This window comes from Dyadobacter ginsengisoli DSM 21015, assembly GCF_059568735.1.
The window spans coordinates 324,508-340,966 of record NZ_JCANTY010000009.1; the positions used below are offsets into that span (position 1 = coordinate 324,508).

Here is a 16,459-nt window from a genome sequence, read left to right on the forward strand (position 1 = left end):
ACAATAAATTGAAAATATATGCTCCGCAGAAATTTTGTAAAATCTTCCCTTGGTTTGGCTGGTGCCGCGATCGCAACAGGGGAGGCATTCGCAACAGCGCCCACTGCCAAGAACAAGTTTAAGCTCAAATATGCGTCTCACTTCGGGATGTTCCAGAACAGCGCCGGAAAGGACGTGATCGATCAGCTTAAATTTATGGCAGACCAGGGGTTTATGGCCCTGGAAGACAATGGCATGATGGGCAGACCCGTGGAGCAGCAGGAGGCCATTGGGAAAGAAATGAGCCGCCTGGGAATGGAAATGGGCGTATTTGTAGTGGATAAAGGAGGTAACGGCGCCAATACGCTGGCAGCGGGTAAAAAAGAATACATCGACATATTCCTGAATGGCTGCAAGCGAGCCGTGGAAGTAGCCAAGCGCGTGAATGCAAAATGGATGACTGTTGTTCCGGGCGATTTTGAAAGAAACCTGCCGATAGGCGTGCAGACTGGGCACGTGATCGATGCATTGCGCCGTGGTGCGGAAATTCTGGAACCGCATGGCCTGGTGATGGTGCTGGAACCGCTGAGCGATTCACCCAACCTGTTCCTGCGTACATCCGACCAGACTTACGAGATCTGCCGCGGGGTCAACAGCAAATCCTGCAAAATTCTGTACGATATTTACCATATGCAGAAAAATGAAGGCCGCCTGATTCACAATATCGATATGACATGGAGCGAGATCGACTATTTCCAGATCGGTGACGAACCCGGCCGTAAGGAACCGACTACCGGTGAGATCAACTATAAAAACATCTTCAAATACATTTACGACCGTAGTAAAAAAGAAAATAAATCCTTCATCATGGGGATGGAACACGGCAATTCCAAACAAGGCAAGGAAGGAGAGGAAGCGCTGATCAAAGCCTACGTGGAAAGCGACAGTTTTGCGATTTAGTGACTGTAAGCAATAGGCTTATAAAGTTCAAAGAAAAACCGGGAAGAGATTTCTCCTCCCGGTTTTTCTTTGGCATAAAGCCAGCGGCACTTACAAAACCACCACCGAATTTTCAGTAGCGTCGACGCCGGCAGGTACGTATTTGTCCGCTGCCCAGTCGTTCTCCCATTTTGCATCGTCGAGGATGTAGCGGAATTGATATTCTCCGGCACCCAGTTCGAGGCTTGTTTTGAATGAGCCGTCTTTCTGTTTTTTCAATGCAATAGCTTCTTCCGGATTCCAGCCATTGAACTCACCTACGAGCGAAATTTTCTTCGCTTCAACTGCCGCCTCAGCGGGAACTGTAAACGTTACTTTGTAAACAGACTTACTTTTTACAAACTGTTTTGTTAATGCCATAATCAGTAGTGTTAATTGGTTGATGGCTCAAAGATACAATCAAAAATTATTCAAATCAATGAATATCAATATCATGAATGTTTTATGTCTTCGAAAAGTTATATAATAACGTTTTTAGCGACATTTTTAGCCATCTCATTAAAACACTACCTTAATGTATATCGCATTCCCAAAAAGCCCCTGATTCCCTGATTAGGCGCATAAACATAGGACGGATCGAACGTTAAGCGGTAAGGATTATCGGGTGTCGCAATTACCTGTCCTTGCCCATCAAATTTTACGTTTTTGTCAAACGGATCATTCGCTCTGGCGATGGAATTGGCCGGAGGAGTGAAGTTGAGAAGGTTCTTTACGCCTCCGTAAATTTCGAGTCCGTTATCAAACTTCTTGGTAATCTGTATATTCTGTATTGACCAGACGGGTGAATTCGCTGCCCGGGGATCGGTCTCACTGAGAAGCGGTAACCGCATCGGACCATAGATATTGCCGGTATAATCAAGGGAAATCCCTGCTTTCAGGATCTCATAGGAAATAGCCCAGGTACCTGTAAATTTCTCCGTAAGCACAGGGCGAAAACGCACTCCGTTCTCTTTCTGATAGTTATCCATTAATGTACCACCGGCGATGATCTTCAGTGGAAAAGGGAAGTTGAAGTCCAGGTTCAGGTTGATACCCTTCGAAATGGCATAGCCATCGAGGTTGTCGTAAATGATCTCATTGGGGTTGGTGTCGTAATCGGGCAGGATGCGGTTGGTGAAGTAGGTATAAAAGACTGACGCGTCGATGCCGATGAATGAGTTCCCCGTCACGATCTTTTTCACCACGTTGATATTGGCATTCCAGCTTTGTTCCGGTTTCAGCGCTTCTTTCAGGATTACCTCGCGGGATCCTGTCAAAGCAGCATGGTCTTCGGTAAAGAGGTTCACGATCCGAAAACCGCGGCCAATGTTCAGACGAACCACGTCGGTTTGGTTGAATTTATACTTGTAGGCGGCACGGGGAGTGAAAATACTTCCATGGCGACTGTTGTAATCATAGCGGGCCCCCAGCAAAATGGAATGCGGCCCGGTCTTGATTTCGTCCTGAATGAAAATCCCCGGCAGGTAAATTTTGTCCGCATGGTCCTGCCCGTCCAGATAACGAGTGGCCGGTGTGTTGTCGTTATAGAAAGTATAGCGGAAAGGCGTACCCATTAACAGGCTGTGTTTACCGATCTCCTTGTCCCAGAGAAATTGCGCAAAGGCTATTTTCTGGTCCGCATTGAATAGAACGTCGCCATAGGTAGAGTTTTGGTTATGCGAGCTGAAAGAGTATTGTAGTGTGATTTTTTCAGCCATGGGTAGCTGATAGTTGCCAAGAATCTCAAACCGTTTGGTGTAGATACTTTCGCCGTAAACCTCATCGCCTCCACGATATGACCGGTTCCACTGCATTTGTCCGCCCCAGCGATCTTCATAGTAATAACGGGCGGCAATGTTGGCCTGCCGGTTGTTTTTGAGATTGAAGGACCATTTGTTGAAAACCGAGATTCGATTCTGGAGTGTCAGGTCGGTGAACCCATCCTTGTTGTTGTCGATTGGATTTTGGTAGTTGAAATAGTTTATTCCAAGCAATGAACTGCTTTTTTCAGAGGGCGTGAACTTCACCCCCAGATCTACATTATAGTCGCGCCATGTCGTGCCGAAAACATCTGCGGAAAAGACCGGCGCCTTGGATGGGTTTTTTGTAATGATATTGATCAGTCCGCCCACCGCTTCGGAGCCATAGAGGGTCGATGCCGGTCCTTTTACAATCTCGACCCGTTCGATGAGGCTGTTAGGGATTCCGGAAAGTCCGTAAACCGTAGAAAGCCCGCTTACCATCGGCATGCCGTCGATCAGGACCATCGTATAAGGCCCTTCCAGCCCGTTGATGTGAATGTCGCCGGTGTTGCAGACATTACAGTTCAGTTGTGGGCGCACCCCATTTACATAGCTCAATCCTTCGAAAATGCTTGGAACCGGGTTCTTGTAGAGGAATTTTGATGTAATGATATCCACAGGAACAGGACTGTCGAGTTTGGAGACTTCTTTCATGGTACCGGTTACGACTACTTCCTCCAATGCATTAGCCCCGGTTTTCATCAGAAAGTCTTTCACCGTGCTTTTTTCGATCCGCACATTTTTTTCGGTAATGGTCGGCAACGAAACATAGCTGACGCGCAGGGTATATACGCCTTTCGGAATGCCGCTGATACGGTACCGCCCGGCGGTGTCGGCGGTGGTTCCTGTTTTCAGTTCATTAATATAAACCGAAGCGCCGAATGCGGGTTCAGCCTGGCCATCCAGGGAAATCTTTCCCGAAAGACTAAACTGTGCCATCGCTTGAAATGACAAGACGCTCAGGAGCAGGAGTATGAGTAGTTTCATAGAATGACCAAATTATTATTTTATTTTTCTCTTAATATAAATTTAGGCAAACCTAAAAATAAAACTTGATAAATGAAAATTTAAAATTTGGTTACAACGAGGTTCGTTGTGAAACTATCTGAGGTATGGCGTCGGTTAGCAAAATGCTTACTCACTTAAATCAGTTTTAACTCACTATGCTTAAAAAATTTCTGAGACCTGTTAAACTTCCCGGGTCGGTGGATTGGGCCGTTCTGATCCTGCGGATTGGGATTTCATGTTTGATGATCACCCACGGCTATGCGAAGCTGACCAGCTTTTTAAGCGGTGATCATTCCTTTGCAGATCCGATCGGTATAGGCGAAGAGCTTTCTTATCTTCTTACTATCTGTGCCGAATTCGGATGTTCCATTCTGGTGATTCTTGGGCTGGGGACCCGTCTCGCATTACTTCCTCTGATCTTCACCATGTTGGTGGTGGTTTTCATCGTGCATGCCAAAGATGCGTTTGATGTGAAAGAGCATGCGCTCCTTTTTCTCCTGGGGTACATTGCTGTATTTCTTACCGGACCCGGGCGGTTTTCGGTGGACAGCAAACTGTACCGCTAAAAAAATGCCTTCCGGAGACACGGAAGGCATTTTTCTGTCACTGCTATTGCGACCATTTGGTCGGTTTACGGTCCCAGCGGTGAACTTTCATCCTTTCGGCCACTGCTGCGTCGAGTTGGGCGCCATCGCTAGCGGCCACGTTGGCGCGTACGTGCGGGAGCTTACGCATACCCGGGATCGTCGTGTGTACGTCGGGATTGTTGAGGATAAATCGTAACGCAAGTTCCGGCATTGTCATACCTGCTGGGATGTCTGCACGAAGCGCTTCTGCCTTATCCACACTCGCATTCAGGTTTTCAGGTACGAAATAGGTCGAACGCCAGTCGTCCGCCGGGAAAACGGTTTCTTTTGTCAGTGTGCCAGTTAAAGTACCCTCGTCGAATGGCACGCGGGCGATCACGCCGATATCCATTTTCCGGCAAAGCGGGAACAAGTTATCTTCCGGAGCCTGGTCAAAAATATTGTAAATGACCTGCACGGCATCGATCAGGCCGGTTTTTAAGGTTTCCAATGCATTGTCCGGTTCCCAGCGGTTGATACTGATCCCCCAGGCAGCAACCTTCCCTTCTTTGGTCAGTTTCTGGATTGCCTCCTTCCATTCATCTTTCTGCGCCCACGCATCCTCCCACACGTGGAATTGCAGCAGGTCAATCTGTTCGGTTCCCAGGTTTTGCAGACTTTTCTCCGTGTATTCTACGATATAGTCCGCCGGGAATACATCTTTCAATACGGATTCGGGGCGAGACGGCCATTGGCGGTTTTTGGGCGGGATCTTGGTCGCAGCGTAGAGTTTTTTGTCTGGATGCCGTTTAATCAGCTCACCCAGAATACGTTCGCTAAGCCCTTCCCCGTATCCCCAGGCCGTGTCGAAGAAGTTGACACCCGATTCGACAGCCAGGTCCAGCGAGTCATCCGTTTCCTTGCGATCGGAACCTGTCCATCCCGCAAGTCCCCACATTCCATAACCTACTTCGCTGACTTCCCAGCCAGTTCGTCCAAAACGACGTTTTTGCATTGTGAATTAATTTTAGTGTTATACCATTAAAGAATTTGCCTGCATTTATTTAACCCAGAAGGGATACATTTGCAGGACTTTTTTATTAGTGAGCCCTGTTGTGCTACGTTCTTCAAAAATAAGGTTAAGTGAAAGAAAAAAGGGTGATTAATGCATTATTGATGACAGTGAAACGAGTTGTCGGTGTCCTACTCATTATTTGTATGGCCGGTTTGACGAATCAGAGTGAATCTTCCGATAAAATTGCAGAATACTGCGCAGCTTTCCATCAGATCCAGATGGATATCCGTGATAATACCATTACGCCGGATTCTGCCCGCCAGGCCTTTGCGGCTGTGATGCGAAACATCCGTGCAGCGTTCCGCCGGGACACCTGCCGGGCGATCGACTCTTCCCATTTTGTATATCCGGTGAAATGTTACACACCGCAGGAGTCTATCGGTGCGAAAGGCAGAGGCTACCGGCCGGATGGTTTCGACCTTTTCGATATGAACGCCAAGGGGAGTCACCCGGCTCACGATCTTTTCGTGCGGGACAAAGACCAGGACGTGCTCGACGACCGCACCTGGAAGCCCATCGATGTGCTGGCATTTACCTCAGGCCTGGTGGTGGCCACCGAAACGAGCTGGAAATACGACAGCGAGTTCCGGGGCGGGAACTGGATTTGGGTTTATGACCCGTGCCTCGACGGCCTTTTCTACTACGCACACAACAATATCGTGGAAGTTCAGCCAGGACAATGGGTCAATATGGGGGATAAGATCTCCGAAATGGGACGTACCGGTTACAATGCCTACCAGAAGCGCTCGCCTACGCACCTGCACCTCATGTACCTGCAACTCGACGCCGAGGGGTTCCCGATGCCTTATAACACTTATGACTGGCTGAAACAGGCGACGGTAAAAGACGGTTTGGAGGCAGAGTGATTGGTATTGAAGTAGATAATCGATAAATTGTGCTTCACTCCATTACTATTCCTTAAACATCATTTTATGAACAACCGCCGTTCCTTTTTTCGGAAGAGCGCTGCACTGGGCATGGGCGCTTTCGGTATCAACAGCCTTTTCAATGAGCTCCACGCGGAGCAATTCCTTGAAGCGGAAAAGCTTTGGGACAATAGCAGTGACGGAAACGAAGATTACTGGTCTGTGATCCAGGATGCCTACACCGCGAGCAAAAGTGAAATCATTATTCTGAACAACGGCGGCGTGTCTCCCTCGCCGGTGGTGGTGCAGGAAGCACTGGACAAATACAACAAAGCTGCGGCACAGGGGCCTTCCTATTATATGTGGCGCATTATGGATAAAGGACGAGAACCACTCCGGCAACGCCTGGCCAAGCTGGCAGGTGCCGACGCCGAGGAGATCGCGATCAACCGGAATGCGACAGAGGCATTGAACACGATCATTTTCGGACTGCCGCTCGAAAAGGGGGATGAGGTAATCGGTACTTTGCAGGACTATCCTAATATGGTTCAGGCCTGGAAACAACGTCAGATGCGCGATGGTATCGTGTATAAACAGCTGTCCTTTGATTTCCCGATCGAAAATGAGGAGCAGATCGTGAAAGCATATGCCGATGCGATTACGCCCAGGACTAAAATTATCCATGTTACGCATATCATCAACTGGGTAGGCCAGATCATGCCGGTTAAAAAGCTATCGCAGATGGCCCATGCGAAAGGTATCGAGGTAGTTTGCGACGGCGCTCATACATTCGGCTTGCTCGATTATAAGATACCGAATCTAGAATGCGATTATTTTGGCACCAGTCTGCATAAATTTCTCAGTGCCCCGGTGGGCAGCGGCATGATGTGGATCAAAAAAGACAAGATCGAAAAGATATGGCCATTGCTATGCAATAGTCAGCCGAAAAGCGGCGATATCCGCAAATTTGAAACACTGGGCACCCGCAGTTTCCCGATAGAGCAGGCTATTGGCGAAGCTATCAACTTTCAGGAAGGCATAGGAAGTAAACGGAAGCAGGAGCGGATCCATTATTTGAAAAAATACTGGGCGGAAAAAGCGGCGCAGATCCCCGGTGTCAGGATCCACACGTCATTGAAACCTGAATTTTCTTGCGCGATCGCAGGTGTCAGCATCGACGGTATGAAACCGGAGGAGCTGGACGGTAAGCTCATGAAGGATTATCAGATTCATACTGTGGGCATCAATTGGGAAAATATTCATTGTGTGCGGGTTACACCGCATGTATATACGAAGCTCAGCGATCTGGATAAGCTCGTGGGAGCGATCGAAAAAATTGCAAAAAAAGCCTGAGAAGTCCGCGATCACAGAGATGGAGCATAGCTGGCTGACAAACCGGCTATGCTCATTTTTTTTACCGTCTGTACGCCGGTAGGGTTGGATATCAGTTTGAAAAGCCATTGACACGAATGATTCAAGAACAAGCACGCCGATCTGCTATTTTTGATAAATCCTCAACCGAAAATCACCAAGATGACACAGTTACGAAAGGGTTCTTTTATCAGGAAGATAAAGGACATCAGCATGGGGAGTGCACTGGCTCTCGCCCTGTTGTCCGGGACGACGTTTGTCGCCTGTTCCTCGGACGACGAATCGGAGTATAGCTATGAAGAAACTTCTTACGGCAAAGGCATCCGATCTCATATCAAGGAGATCAGTCCCGGGGAGTTCAGGATCGTGAATGAAGAAAGTGTACCTGCCGACAGCTCTGTTGCCATTGTTACCTACCTCGACGGACATCAGGATAAGTTGAGCCCAACTGCTGCCAAGGCATTGATCGACCAGGAAATCCGCTCCAACTCGAATATGACGCATCACAGCGGATTATCGAGTATGTTGCTGTACGGTGGAATGGGGTATCTCTTGGGTCGAAATTCGTCCAATTCCTATATGAACAACTACAGGGACGGGCAAGGCGATGGTCGGAGCCGCTCATACTACGCAAATCCGGGTGCCTGGGCAAGTTCCCGCAGCGCAGTACAGGATGTGAACGCATCACGATCTACCCGGATGGTGACATCGCGGCCTGCGGGAGGCCGGAAAGGGTTTTTCGGAAGGATGTCCGGAAGAAGCGGAGGTTAAAATCAAAATGGCATGGTAAAACTGAAATCATTTCCTAATCCTCCCCAGACAGCATTACAAAAGGCTGGCTGGGACTGGGCATTGGGCACAGATACGACACCCTATGTGGTGAACGACATGGTCACCGTTCCCGAGGAACAGGCAGAGCGTTATTATGAAGCGGCCGATACTTTGTATGATATGTTCATAGAAGCGGGGCAATATGCCATTGATCACGAACTGTTCAAAGAAATGGGCATTTCTGAAAATCTCGTGGAACTGATCAAGCATTCATGGAACGATGACCGGCAAATTCATTTATATGGTCGTTTCGACCTGGCAGGAGGATTTGACAGCGAGCCGGTGAAGCTGATCGAGTTCAACGCCGACACAGCCACCTGTGTTCCCGAAACGGCCGTTGTGCAGTGGGCGCACCTGCGCATGAACGGAATGGAAGAGTCGAAACAATTCAACACGGTGTTCGAAACGCTGGTCGGGCAGTTTGCTTATCTCAAAGACGAAAACAGCGATCTGACACCTTCCGTCCTTTTTTCAACCATGCGTGGGTATCCCGAGGATGACACAAATGTGGCCGTGCTTATGGAGGCGGCCAGGGAAGCGGGTTTTGACACTGAATTCGCATATATAGACGAGGTAGAGTTTTCAAACGGGGACGGTGTATTTTTTCAGGAACCTGAGCATGGTCATTTTGTCCGCTTCGACTTCTGGTTCAAACTCGTGCCCTGGGAGTATATAGGGGCCGATGAGCCGGAGCTGGCGGGTATGCTCACGGAAATCGTGAAAAACCGCAAAGCGATCATTCTCAATCCGGCTTACACATTGCTTTTTCAATCCAAATACATTCTTAAAATCCTGTGGGACCTTTACCCATATCACCCGCTTTTGCTGCAAACGGAACGTTACGCATTACCTCACAAAAAATCCGTGAGCAAAGTCTTGCTAGGCCGCGAAGGTGCTAATGTGGCTATTCATGATAAAGGTGGTCAGGTGCTTCAGACAGTGGCCGGAGAATATGACGGGCAATCGAGGATTTATCAGGAGTATGTACCATTTCCGACTGATCCGGAGGGCAGGACCTACCAGGCCGGTGTGTTCTTTGCGGGAGAAGCCTGCGGGCTTGGTTTCAGAAGGGGCGGGGAAATATTGGATAATACCGCGCAGTTTGTGGGGCACGTGATTGAATAACCACTACGTAATTTTACTTGCTTGTGAATCAGATCGTTGTGTGAAATAGGGCGTTGGGAAGCGCAATTCAACCGCAGGCTCACTTAATCTACCGTTTACTAATCATTTTGAAGGAAATTCGTGCGCCAGGCCGAAGTTTGTAACGGTTTTAGCACTGCCTGCTGGTACGAAAGTTTTAAGGAAGCCGGAAACTTTGTCAGCAGATTATCAAGTTCATCGATCCTTAATTCTTAAAACGGAAACGTTATGATTCACGAGAAAATCTTTCAGCTTAAAAGTGGTAGGGAAGTCAAAGTAGTAGTAAAAAGTTATTTCCTGCATGACAATCCACAGCGTGATATGGAATGTGAAATACTGATCAGGGAGCCCAAGGAAAAATTCTTTCGCACCCCAATCGGAATTGATCATCCGCAATACTGGAAAATGAAGCGGTCCAGCGTACAACAAGCGAAGATTCTCCTCATAGAATACAGCGGCATCACACAGCGCCAGATCAACCAGGCCATTACGGAATTCAACCGGATACTGAGCTATCCGCCAGCGCAAATCGGATTACAATACGAGACGGAGCTGGTTTAAACCAGAGTAATTTTAAAGAAATACAGCACACATTATCCTGAACTAATCAAACGCACACACTGACCGGGCGTAGCTCTTTTTGCTACTACCCGGTTTTTTGTTGTTGTGCCGTTTATTTATTGCCCAACCGCACGCCGGATTTTATTAATTTAAGCCCACAGTGATATCTAAATGGGCTATGATAAGAAGAAAAGGCATCTACATGGTGGCAGCCGCATTGGTGCTAGCGGCCGTCATGGCTTATCTCTTCAGGTACACGGAAGTTTACAAATCATCCACTGAGCCGGCTGTTTTAATCAATTCGGATTTTAGCGAACAGGTAATTGCGCATTTCAAGCGTTCCGATTCGATTATCACATTTAACCCGGAATTCCAGCACCTGTCACTGAAATTGTCTCCCGATGCTGAGGAGCAGGGCATAGCTGCGGTTTTGAAGAAGATCGACGCGGAACGAGACTGGTTATTGACGATCGTAACCGGGGGCAAAGGTACTTTGCAAAAATGTATAGAAGGAAAGTACGATGACGCTTTTAGCTCCCTGTGCAAAGCACTGCCGCGTGGAAGAGGGACAGTGTACCTGCGCTGGAACCCGGAAATGGAAGTGCCTGTGGAGCGGTATGCATGGCAGTATCAGGCACCGGGCGACTATATCAATGCTTTTCGACACATGGCGGGAGTTTGCAGGCAGGGAGCCCCGGCGGCTCGCATCGTCTGGGGGACTGCCGGATATCCCGGCGCCGATGAATATTGGCCAGGTAAGGATGTCGTAGATGTTGTTGGTATTTCGGTGAATGGGTCAAGTGAGCGGACGGCGACGGCCTATCCTCCCGATCCGGATTTAGATGTGGCGCTCAGGAGGAAGCTTATCCGCACCCGTTTCGCGGATAAGCCAGTGATGATGCTGGTTGCAGGAGGCGATAGCATTGCCAGTTCCGTGCAAAAGCGTTTGGGTCCGGTATGGAGCGTGATTAAAACCGAATCCGCCATAGTTTTTCAACCATTTTCTGACTTGGGTGAATTACCTGTAAATGCTGAACCCCCATTGGTCGGGGTATACGACCCGAAGCAATTGCTTACGGCATCGCCCTCGGTAGATGTGGAACATCTGTTTGTAGACTTGGTTAGTATCCAGAATGGAGAGTTCGAAAAGGAATTTGAAGGCGTTCTGACGAGAGGGAATCGGCCTGTTATTACGGTGGAGCCGTGGCGGGATGGGAAAGTGAGGACAGATTCATCCGTGTTGCTGAACACTATCAATAACGTATATGACGGGGAGTTCCGGGAAGTATTCCGGGTAGCTGCAAAAGCGCAACTGCCCGTTTATGTCCGGTTTGCGCATGAAATGGAGATTCCCATTCATCGCTATTCCTGGCAAAGCCAGGATCCGGTGTTGTATATCAAGGCATATCGGCACTTCATGGAATTAGGGAAACAGATCAAAAATGTGCGCATGGTTTGGGGGCCGGCAGGCGACCGTGGTTCAATGGAATGGTACCCTGGCGACGATATGGTTGATTTTGTAAGTATTGCTATCTACGGGTTGCCAGACAAAAACATTACGGATCCTGAGAAGCAAGAATCGTTCGAGTCGATCTACAACCGGAAGGCGTGGCGCATGCGGCTTACCTCCAAACCTATTTTTATAACCGAATTCGGAGTTAAAGGACCGGAGGCCTACCAACGCAAATGGATGGAAAATGCGGCGCGTGTAGTGGCCCGTCATAAAGAAATTGCGGGTACCTGTTATTTCAATTTAGCGGATAATCCCAAGGTATGGGGCGATATTCCTGCGCCGGATTGGAGCATCAGCAGGGCCACATTTGACCATTTCATCCATACCTTCAATGCGAACCGGTAGATAAAAGCTTTTTGCTTGCCTGCAATGGCGTGTTCAACTCGGAATCGGTGATGGCGACGACCGTCTGACCGTTGAGAACGTACAGGTACAAACGGTATAATGATGGATGCTTTGGAATTTTAAGTGCGAGCGCCGGGCCTGTTCCCGCGTCGGTCATTTCAATCGGGTTATTGAATCCGTCTGTCCGGACGAGCTTCCATTCGAAGCGGAAACCCGTCTGATTTTGATCTGCCACCAGCCAGCGTTCATTTTGCCAGGCAATCGCATGGTAGGCCAGGGTTTCGCCTTCGAAAGTTCCCAGTGCAGGTTTAAGTATTTTGAAAGCCGGCACAGAAGGCGGAATACTTCTGTCTTTCCAAAGGTATTGCAATTCCTGCAATGCTATTTTGGGTCGCCCGAGGTAATCTCTCAGCCCGTCGAAGCTTACGTGTTCGAAGATCTTCTCGTCCTGCCAGTTCGAAATAAACACACCGCTGGTGGTACTGCGCATTGCATTGTAAGCCGGCACGGAGCTGTAACTGAAAAAATACGGGTGTCCGAATCTTTTCAGGATTGCGTGACCAGGCAACCCCTGCGGCTCAGGAATAACGAGGCCAAACGCATCGATCGCCGGGGCAATCTGGTGAATCAGATCGGCCCATTCCGGTGTCTCCGGTGCCAGTTCCAGATCAATCGTAAACGGCCGGGCAGGATCGGTCGCCTTCACGGCAGCAACCACTTTTTTCAACCAATACAAATAATGTTTTTGCTGATCCGCTAAACCGCCCTGCTGCCGAAACTTTTGGATTGTTGCATTTCCCAGATTCCAGGAAGCAATGTGCTTTCGGTCTTTCAATTTTCTGACAGTACGCAGAATCGTCGATGCCAGTTCATCGGCTTCTTTTTTGTTTTGTATGAAATCAAGCGTTTCGGGTATCCAGAAAGTGTAATGGACTTCAATGCCCTGCTGTTTTGTAGCGCGGAGCACATTATAGTCATAAATCCCCGGTCCAAAATGCCGGATAGCCAGTATGCCTTTTTTTCGCATTTCCCGGAGATCTTCTTCCAGTTCGGGTTTTGTAAAGGCCGGCTGCCGACGCGACCAGTTGTGTCCTTTGGTGTAATTGACACCATGCACTCCCTGGAAAAAAGCCTTTGCCGGGGGAAGAATGGTAGCTGGCGCAGTGTCGGGCTCAGGCAATTGCAAAGCGCTGTATAATGCGTGGAAGTCGACTGGGTGTACTGGGTGATGTGCTGCCAGGCGCAGGGCGTACGATTGATTTTCTTTCCCGACAGTAAGGCTGCGTTCGACTAATGGGTCGAATCGTTTGTAATAAATAATAGCGCTGATCACCATAACAATGATCAGAAACGCGGATGTTCGTACGCCGCTGTAAATTCGTCGCCTCAATATCCAGAAATTCCCTTTTATTTCTTTAATGGCCCGGAATGCAGAATCCAGTACCGGGTAAGCATTTGAAAGCCCGCGGATTTGTTGCTGGCGGCTGGCGGCGATGTTGAAACACATGAAGAAACAGTTGAGCCCTGCAAATCCCGCCATGATGAGGTTGTAGGGGTTCAGGTCCTGGTAAAGTCCGTAACCAATGGCAAGCAATGACAAAGCCAATACGGCAAGATTGGGAATGTTCAGAGGCCAGTTGTTGGCCTCGTTCCCATCTTTGGGAGTAGGATCGTAAGGGATTTTTTTGCCTGCGATCGTATAAACGATGCCCAGAATGAAGATCCACCAGGTTCCTATCACCAGCAGTCCCCCCACTACATGAAAACCCCTTTCTTCATCTTCCATCACCCACCATTGCACAAAGTGCCGGATGAGGATCGTGCAGGAAGCCATGGGCAGTAGCACCAGCCCGAAGTCAACCAGGTCGAAATGCATCGGGCTCATACCCAGCAGAAGCGCCAGTATGGGTATCAGAAAGTTGATGAGATAGATGAACCCCGACAGGTAATGCAACGGTATAATCCCGTAATGAATTTTCTGGCTCCAGTTAAACTTTGTGAAAAGCCGGGGATAGACGTGCACAAACAGGTCAAAGACCCCTCTCGACCATTTGAGCTGTTGCTTATAATAGGCCGATAGTGTCGACGGAACGAGCCCGCGCGCCAGTACGGCCGGTACATATACGGACTTCCAGCCTTTTGCATGCAGTTGCATGGACGTGTGCATATCTTCTGCAAGCCCAGCTGCGTGCCCGCCAATGGACTCCAATGCGGTGCGCCTGAATGTACAGTTCGCGCCGATAGCCAACACCGTCCCATACTTGTTCATGGTCATCATCATCGGCCCGTAAAACTGGTAGGTTTGCTGGGCAGCACCCTTCGCAATCAGGCTCTCGTCATGATTTTTATAAGCCTGGACAATCTGTACATAGCCAATCTCCGGGTTATCGAAATGCGAGATGATCGGGTCGAGGAAATCGGGAAAGGGGACGTGGTCGGGGTCGAGGACGACACAGAGCTCCCCATTGGAAATCGCCAGTGCGTTGTTGATATTGCCTGCTTTTGCATTCTTCTTTTCCGTCCGGGTCACATGATGCACTCCAAGACGGCCGCAGACCTCCCTGAGGTACGGGTCATCCGCTTCGTCGCACAGGTAGGTTTCATGCGGGTAGGTAATGGCCTGGATGGCTGTGAGGGTTTCCACGATCATGTCGTAGGGCTCGCCGGCGCAGAAAGTCGTGAAAATGTCAACCGTGTACCGGTGGGTAAGCGGAGGTGTTAACGGGACGGTTATGTAAAGATAATGATACCACTCGTGCAGCACTTTCAGGCAAGTGAACACGAACGTAACGACGAGCATCCAGTACAAAGGAGCATAACCTCTGACAGACTCGGAAAGCACGCTGGTGAGGAAAAACCCCATCGAAATCAGTCCGAAAAAAATCATCAGCCGAAGCATGATCAGCTGCTTTCGGGTGGGAGGCTTTACGTACAGGGCTTGCTTCATGGACGATTCACAACGTAAAAAGGTGTGTTACAGGATACAAAATGACCCTTTTCGTCATACACCATTGCGAAAATACGGTAGGGGCCTTCTTCCATAGGAGCCGCAAAAGCCATCCGGAGATTGCTCCCGGGATTATTGACGGTCATGATGGCTTTCAATTTTGCTGTGCTGTTGTTGTGGTTTTTGCGGTACCAATCTTCCTTGAAAATCTGCCAGCGGATGGAGTGAACAGGTCTGTGACCTTTGAGCATCAATACTTCCGCCGTGGCCGGGCTCTGAGGAGCGAGGATAATGTTGTCGCGGGCGCCTTTCCGATTCAATAACATATATCGGAGCCCGGGGTACTTCCAGGGAGAAGGCTTCCCCGTCCAGATAGCCCGCATTGTGCCGACAGTTTCCGAAGGAGCCCCATTTTCATCGAATATGCTAAACCAGGTGTGGGTCGTTTCCTGTTTGTCGCCCCAGAAAAAAACGCATGAACCCAGGTATCTCGGGTCTTCCAGCGGCATGCTTTGCTGATAACGCCGTTTGTAAATTTCAGCCTTCTTATTGCTGGTATCTTCAATGTAAGCGCCCCAGGCGGTTTGCTCCGTTCCTTGCCAGGGACCATTGATTCCCCACTCCAGCAGCAGATAAGGGCCTTTCCAAAACCAGGCAAAATTGGCCAGGTCGCGGCGTAACAGGGGGAGGTTGCCGAAAATGTTGAAGGAAATAATGTCAATATCGCATCGCATGCGAAGGTTGAAAATGTATTTCGGATTGAAATTCAGGACGGTCGTCGTAATGGGATGATCTGGGTCCTCCTGACGGATCATGTCGGTCAGGTTGTTGAATGCCCTGTAAAAAGCATTGTATGTCCATTTGTAAGGGAAGTCCAGCTCATTGCCGAGGCACCACATGAGTACCGAAGGGTGTTTGCTGAACCGTCTGATCAGCGACCGGAACGCATTCAACCGCGCCTGACTAATCCCGGAATTGTCGTAGAGTGATATATCGCCACTATTCGGCAGCGGCAGCCCAACGATAACAGCGATGTTGTTGACGCGGGCGCTATCCAGTATTTTGGCCAGATTTGTTGTATCCCAGGTCCGTACCGTATTACCACCTGCCTCCCGGAGCTCACGGAAACGGGTAAAGCCGCCCGCACCGCGAATCTGAAAAGGCTTCCCTTCCCTGATCAGGGTAAACCGGCCATCTCGCTGGTCGATATACACTTTGGCCGAGGAGGCGGGTTGCCGGTTTCCATGACACCCTGAAAGCAGGCCGGTAAACGTTATAACCAGCAAAAACAGAAGAAGGGCAGGTCTGTTAAACAATATTGGATGCATTTGAAACCGGACAGGGCAGCCCCTGACATTTCTAAATAAATCAAAAAAGGTCGGATATTAAAATTATCGGCGAAATCGGGATAGAACCGACTTGACATGGCAACGCACATTTTTCCATTTATTGACTACCTTTATATAAAAGTTTT

13 protein-coding genes are annotated in these 16,459 nt (G+C 49.0%); 8 read left to right on the top strand and 5 right to left on the bottom strand.

What is annotated here, in order from left to right:
• Positions 1-18: 18 nt before the first annotated feature.
• Entirely contained in the window at positions 19-939 is a 921-nt protein-coding gene (locus BP71_RS30585; protein ID WP_496385417.1) for a hydroxypyruvate isomerase family protein, read from the top strand.
• Positions 940-1,029: 90 nt separating this feature from the next.
• On the opposite strand, the gene BP71_RS30590 is transcribed toward BP71_RS30585, so the two are convergent.
• Positions 1,030-1,338 (bottom strand): isoamylase early set domain-containing protein, encoded by a 309-nt coding sequence (locus BP71_RS30590; protein WP_496385419.1) that lies wholly within the window; start codon positions 1,336-1,338, stop codon positions 1,030-1,032.
• 146 nt (positions 1,339-1,484) lie between these two features.
• Positions 1,485-3,746 carry a TonB-dependent receptor gene (locus BP71_RS30595; RefSeq protein WP_496385420.1) on the bottom strand — a complete coding sequence of 754 codons (2,262 nt, stop codon included), beginning with the start codon at positions 3,744-3,746 and terminating at the stop codon, positions 1,485-1,487.
• A 176-nt stretch (positions 3,747-3,922) separates the two neighbouring features.
• Between BP71_RS30595 and BP71_RS30600 the strand changes: the two genes are divergently transcribed.
• Positions 3,923-4,333 carry a DoxX family protein gene (locus BP71_RS30600; protein ID WP_496385422.1) on the top strand — a complete coding sequence of 137 codons (411 nt, stop codon included), beginning with the start codon at positions 3,923-3,925 and terminating at the stop codon, positions 4,331-4,333.
• 43 nt (positions 4,334-4,376) lie between these two features.
• Here the strand turns inward: BP71_RS30600 and BP71_RS30605 are convergent, their stop codons facing one another.
• Positions 4,377-5,348, bottom strand: a complete 972-nt coding sequence (locus tag BP71_RS30605) for an aldo/keto reductase (RefSeq protein WP_496385424.1) — start codon at positions 5,346-5,348, stop codon at positions 4,377-4,379.
• 203 nt (positions 5,349-5,551) lie between these two features.
• On the opposite strand from BP71_RS30605, the gene BP71_RS30610 reads away from it, so the two are divergent.
• From BP71_RS30610 to BP71_RS30635, 6 genes are all read left to right on the top strand, one after another.
• Positions 5,552-6,274 (top strand): M23 family metallopeptidase, encoded by a 723-nt coding sequence (locus BP71_RS30610; RefSeq protein ID WP_496385425.1) that lies wholly within the window; start codon positions 5,552-5,554, stop codon positions 6,272-6,274.
• Between the two features lie 66 nt (positions 6,275-6,340).
• Positions 6,341-7,627: an aminotransferase class V-fold PLP-dependent enzyme gene (locus BP71_RS30615; RefSeq protein WP_496385426.1), complete on the top strand. Its 1,287-nt coding sequence runs from the start codon at positions 6,341-6,343 to the stop codon at positions 7,625-7,627.
• A gap of 180 nt (positions 7,628-7,807) precedes the next feature.
• On the top strand, positions 7,808-8,416 hold the full coding sequence (locus BP71_RS30620) for a Cj0371 family chemotaxis-regulating polar lipoprotein (RefSeq protein WP_496385427.1): 609 nt from the start codon (positions 7,808-7,810) through the stop codon (positions 8,414-8,416).
• Positions 8,417-8,428: 12 nt separating this feature from the next.
• Positions 8,429-9,601, top strand: a complete 1,173-nt coding sequence (locus BP71_RS30625) for a glutathionylspermidine synthase family protein (RefSeq protein WP_496385428.1) — start codon at positions 8,429-8,431, stop codon at positions 9,599-9,601.
• 246 nt (positions 9,602-9,847) lie between these two features.
• Entirely contained in the window at positions 9,848-10,180 is a 333-nt protein-coding gene (locus tag BP71_RS30630) for a hypothetical protein (RefSeq protein WP_496385429.1), read from the top strand.
• Positions 10,181-10,358: 178 nt separating this feature from the next.
• Positions 10,359-12,038 (top strand): glycosyl hydrolase, encoded by a 1,680-nt coding sequence (locus tag BP71_RS30635; protein WP_496385430.1) that lies wholly within the window; start codon positions 10,359-10,361, stop codon positions 12,036-12,038.
• On the opposite strand, the gene BP71_RS30640 is transcribed toward BP71_RS30635, so the two are convergent.
• Both BP71_RS30640 and BP71_RS30645 read right to left on the bottom strand, forming a co-directional pair.
• Positions 12,022-14,985 (bottom strand): glycosyltransferase family 2 protein, encoded by a 2,964-nt coding sequence (locus BP71_RS30640; RefSeq protein ID WP_496385431.1) that lies wholly within the window; start codon positions 14,983-14,985, stop codon positions 12,022-12,024. The two genes, BP71_RS30635 and BP71_RS30640, sit on opposite strands and share 17 nt — an antisense overlap.
• Positions 14,982-16,301 (bottom strand): glycoside hydrolase family 2 TIM barrel-domain containing protein, encoded by a 1,320-nt coding sequence (locus BP71_RS30645; protein WP_496385432.1) that lies wholly within the window; start codon positions 16,299-16,301, stop codon positions 14,982-14,984. The genes BP71_RS30640 and BP71_RS30645 overlap by 4 nt, the downstream gene beginning before the upstream one ends.
• Positions 16,302-16,459: the final 158 nt, after the last annotated feature.

Coding starts and splice junctions, on each gene's coding strand:
- BP71_RS30590 (WP_496385419.1), bottom strand. CDS start 1,338: ATGGCATTAACAAAACAGTTTGTAAAAAGTAAGTCTGTTTACAAAGTA.
- BP71_RS30585 (WP_496385417.1), top strand. CDS start 19: ATGCTCCGCAGAAATTTTGTAAAATCTTCCCTTGGTTTGGCTGGTGCC.
- BP71_RS30625 (WP_496385428.1), top strand. CDS start 8,429: ATGGTAAAACTGAAATCATTTCCTAATCCTCCCCAGACAGCATTACAA.
- BP71_RS30635 (WP_496385430.1), top strand. CDS start 10,359: ATGATAAGAAGAAAAGGCATCTACATGGTGGCAGCCGCATTGGTGCTA.
- BP71_RS30610 (WP_496385425.1), top strand. CDS start 5,552: ATGGCCGGTTTGACGAATCAGAGTGAATCTTCCGATAAAATTGCAGAA.
- BP71_RS30615 (WP_496385426.1), top strand. CDS start 6,341: ATGAACAACCGCCGTTCCTTTTTTCGGAAGAGCGCTGCACTGGGCATG.
- BP71_RS30640 (WP_496385431.1), bottom strand. CDS start 14,985: ATGAAGCAAGCCCTGTACGTAAAGCCTCCCACCCGAAAGCAGCTGATC.
- BP71_RS30600 (WP_496385422.1), top strand. CDS start 3,923: ATGCTTAAAAAATTTCTGAGACCTGTTAAACTTCCCGGGTCGGTGGAT.
- BP71_RS30630 (WP_496385429.1), top strand. CDS start 9,848: ATGATTCACGAGAAAATCTTTCAGCTTAAAAGTGGTAGGGAAGTCAAA.
- BP71_RS30595 (WP_496385420.1), bottom strand. CDS start 3,746: ATGAAACTACTCATACTCCTGCTCCTGAGCGTCTTGTCATTTCAAGCG.
- BP71_RS30620 (WP_496385427.1), top strand. CDS start 7,808: ATGACACAGTTACGAAAGGGTTCTTTTATCAGGAAGATAAAGGACATC.
- BP71_RS30605 (WP_496385424.1), bottom strand. CDS start 5,348: ATGCAAAAACGTCGTTTTGGACGAACTGGCTGGGAAGTCAGCGAAGTA.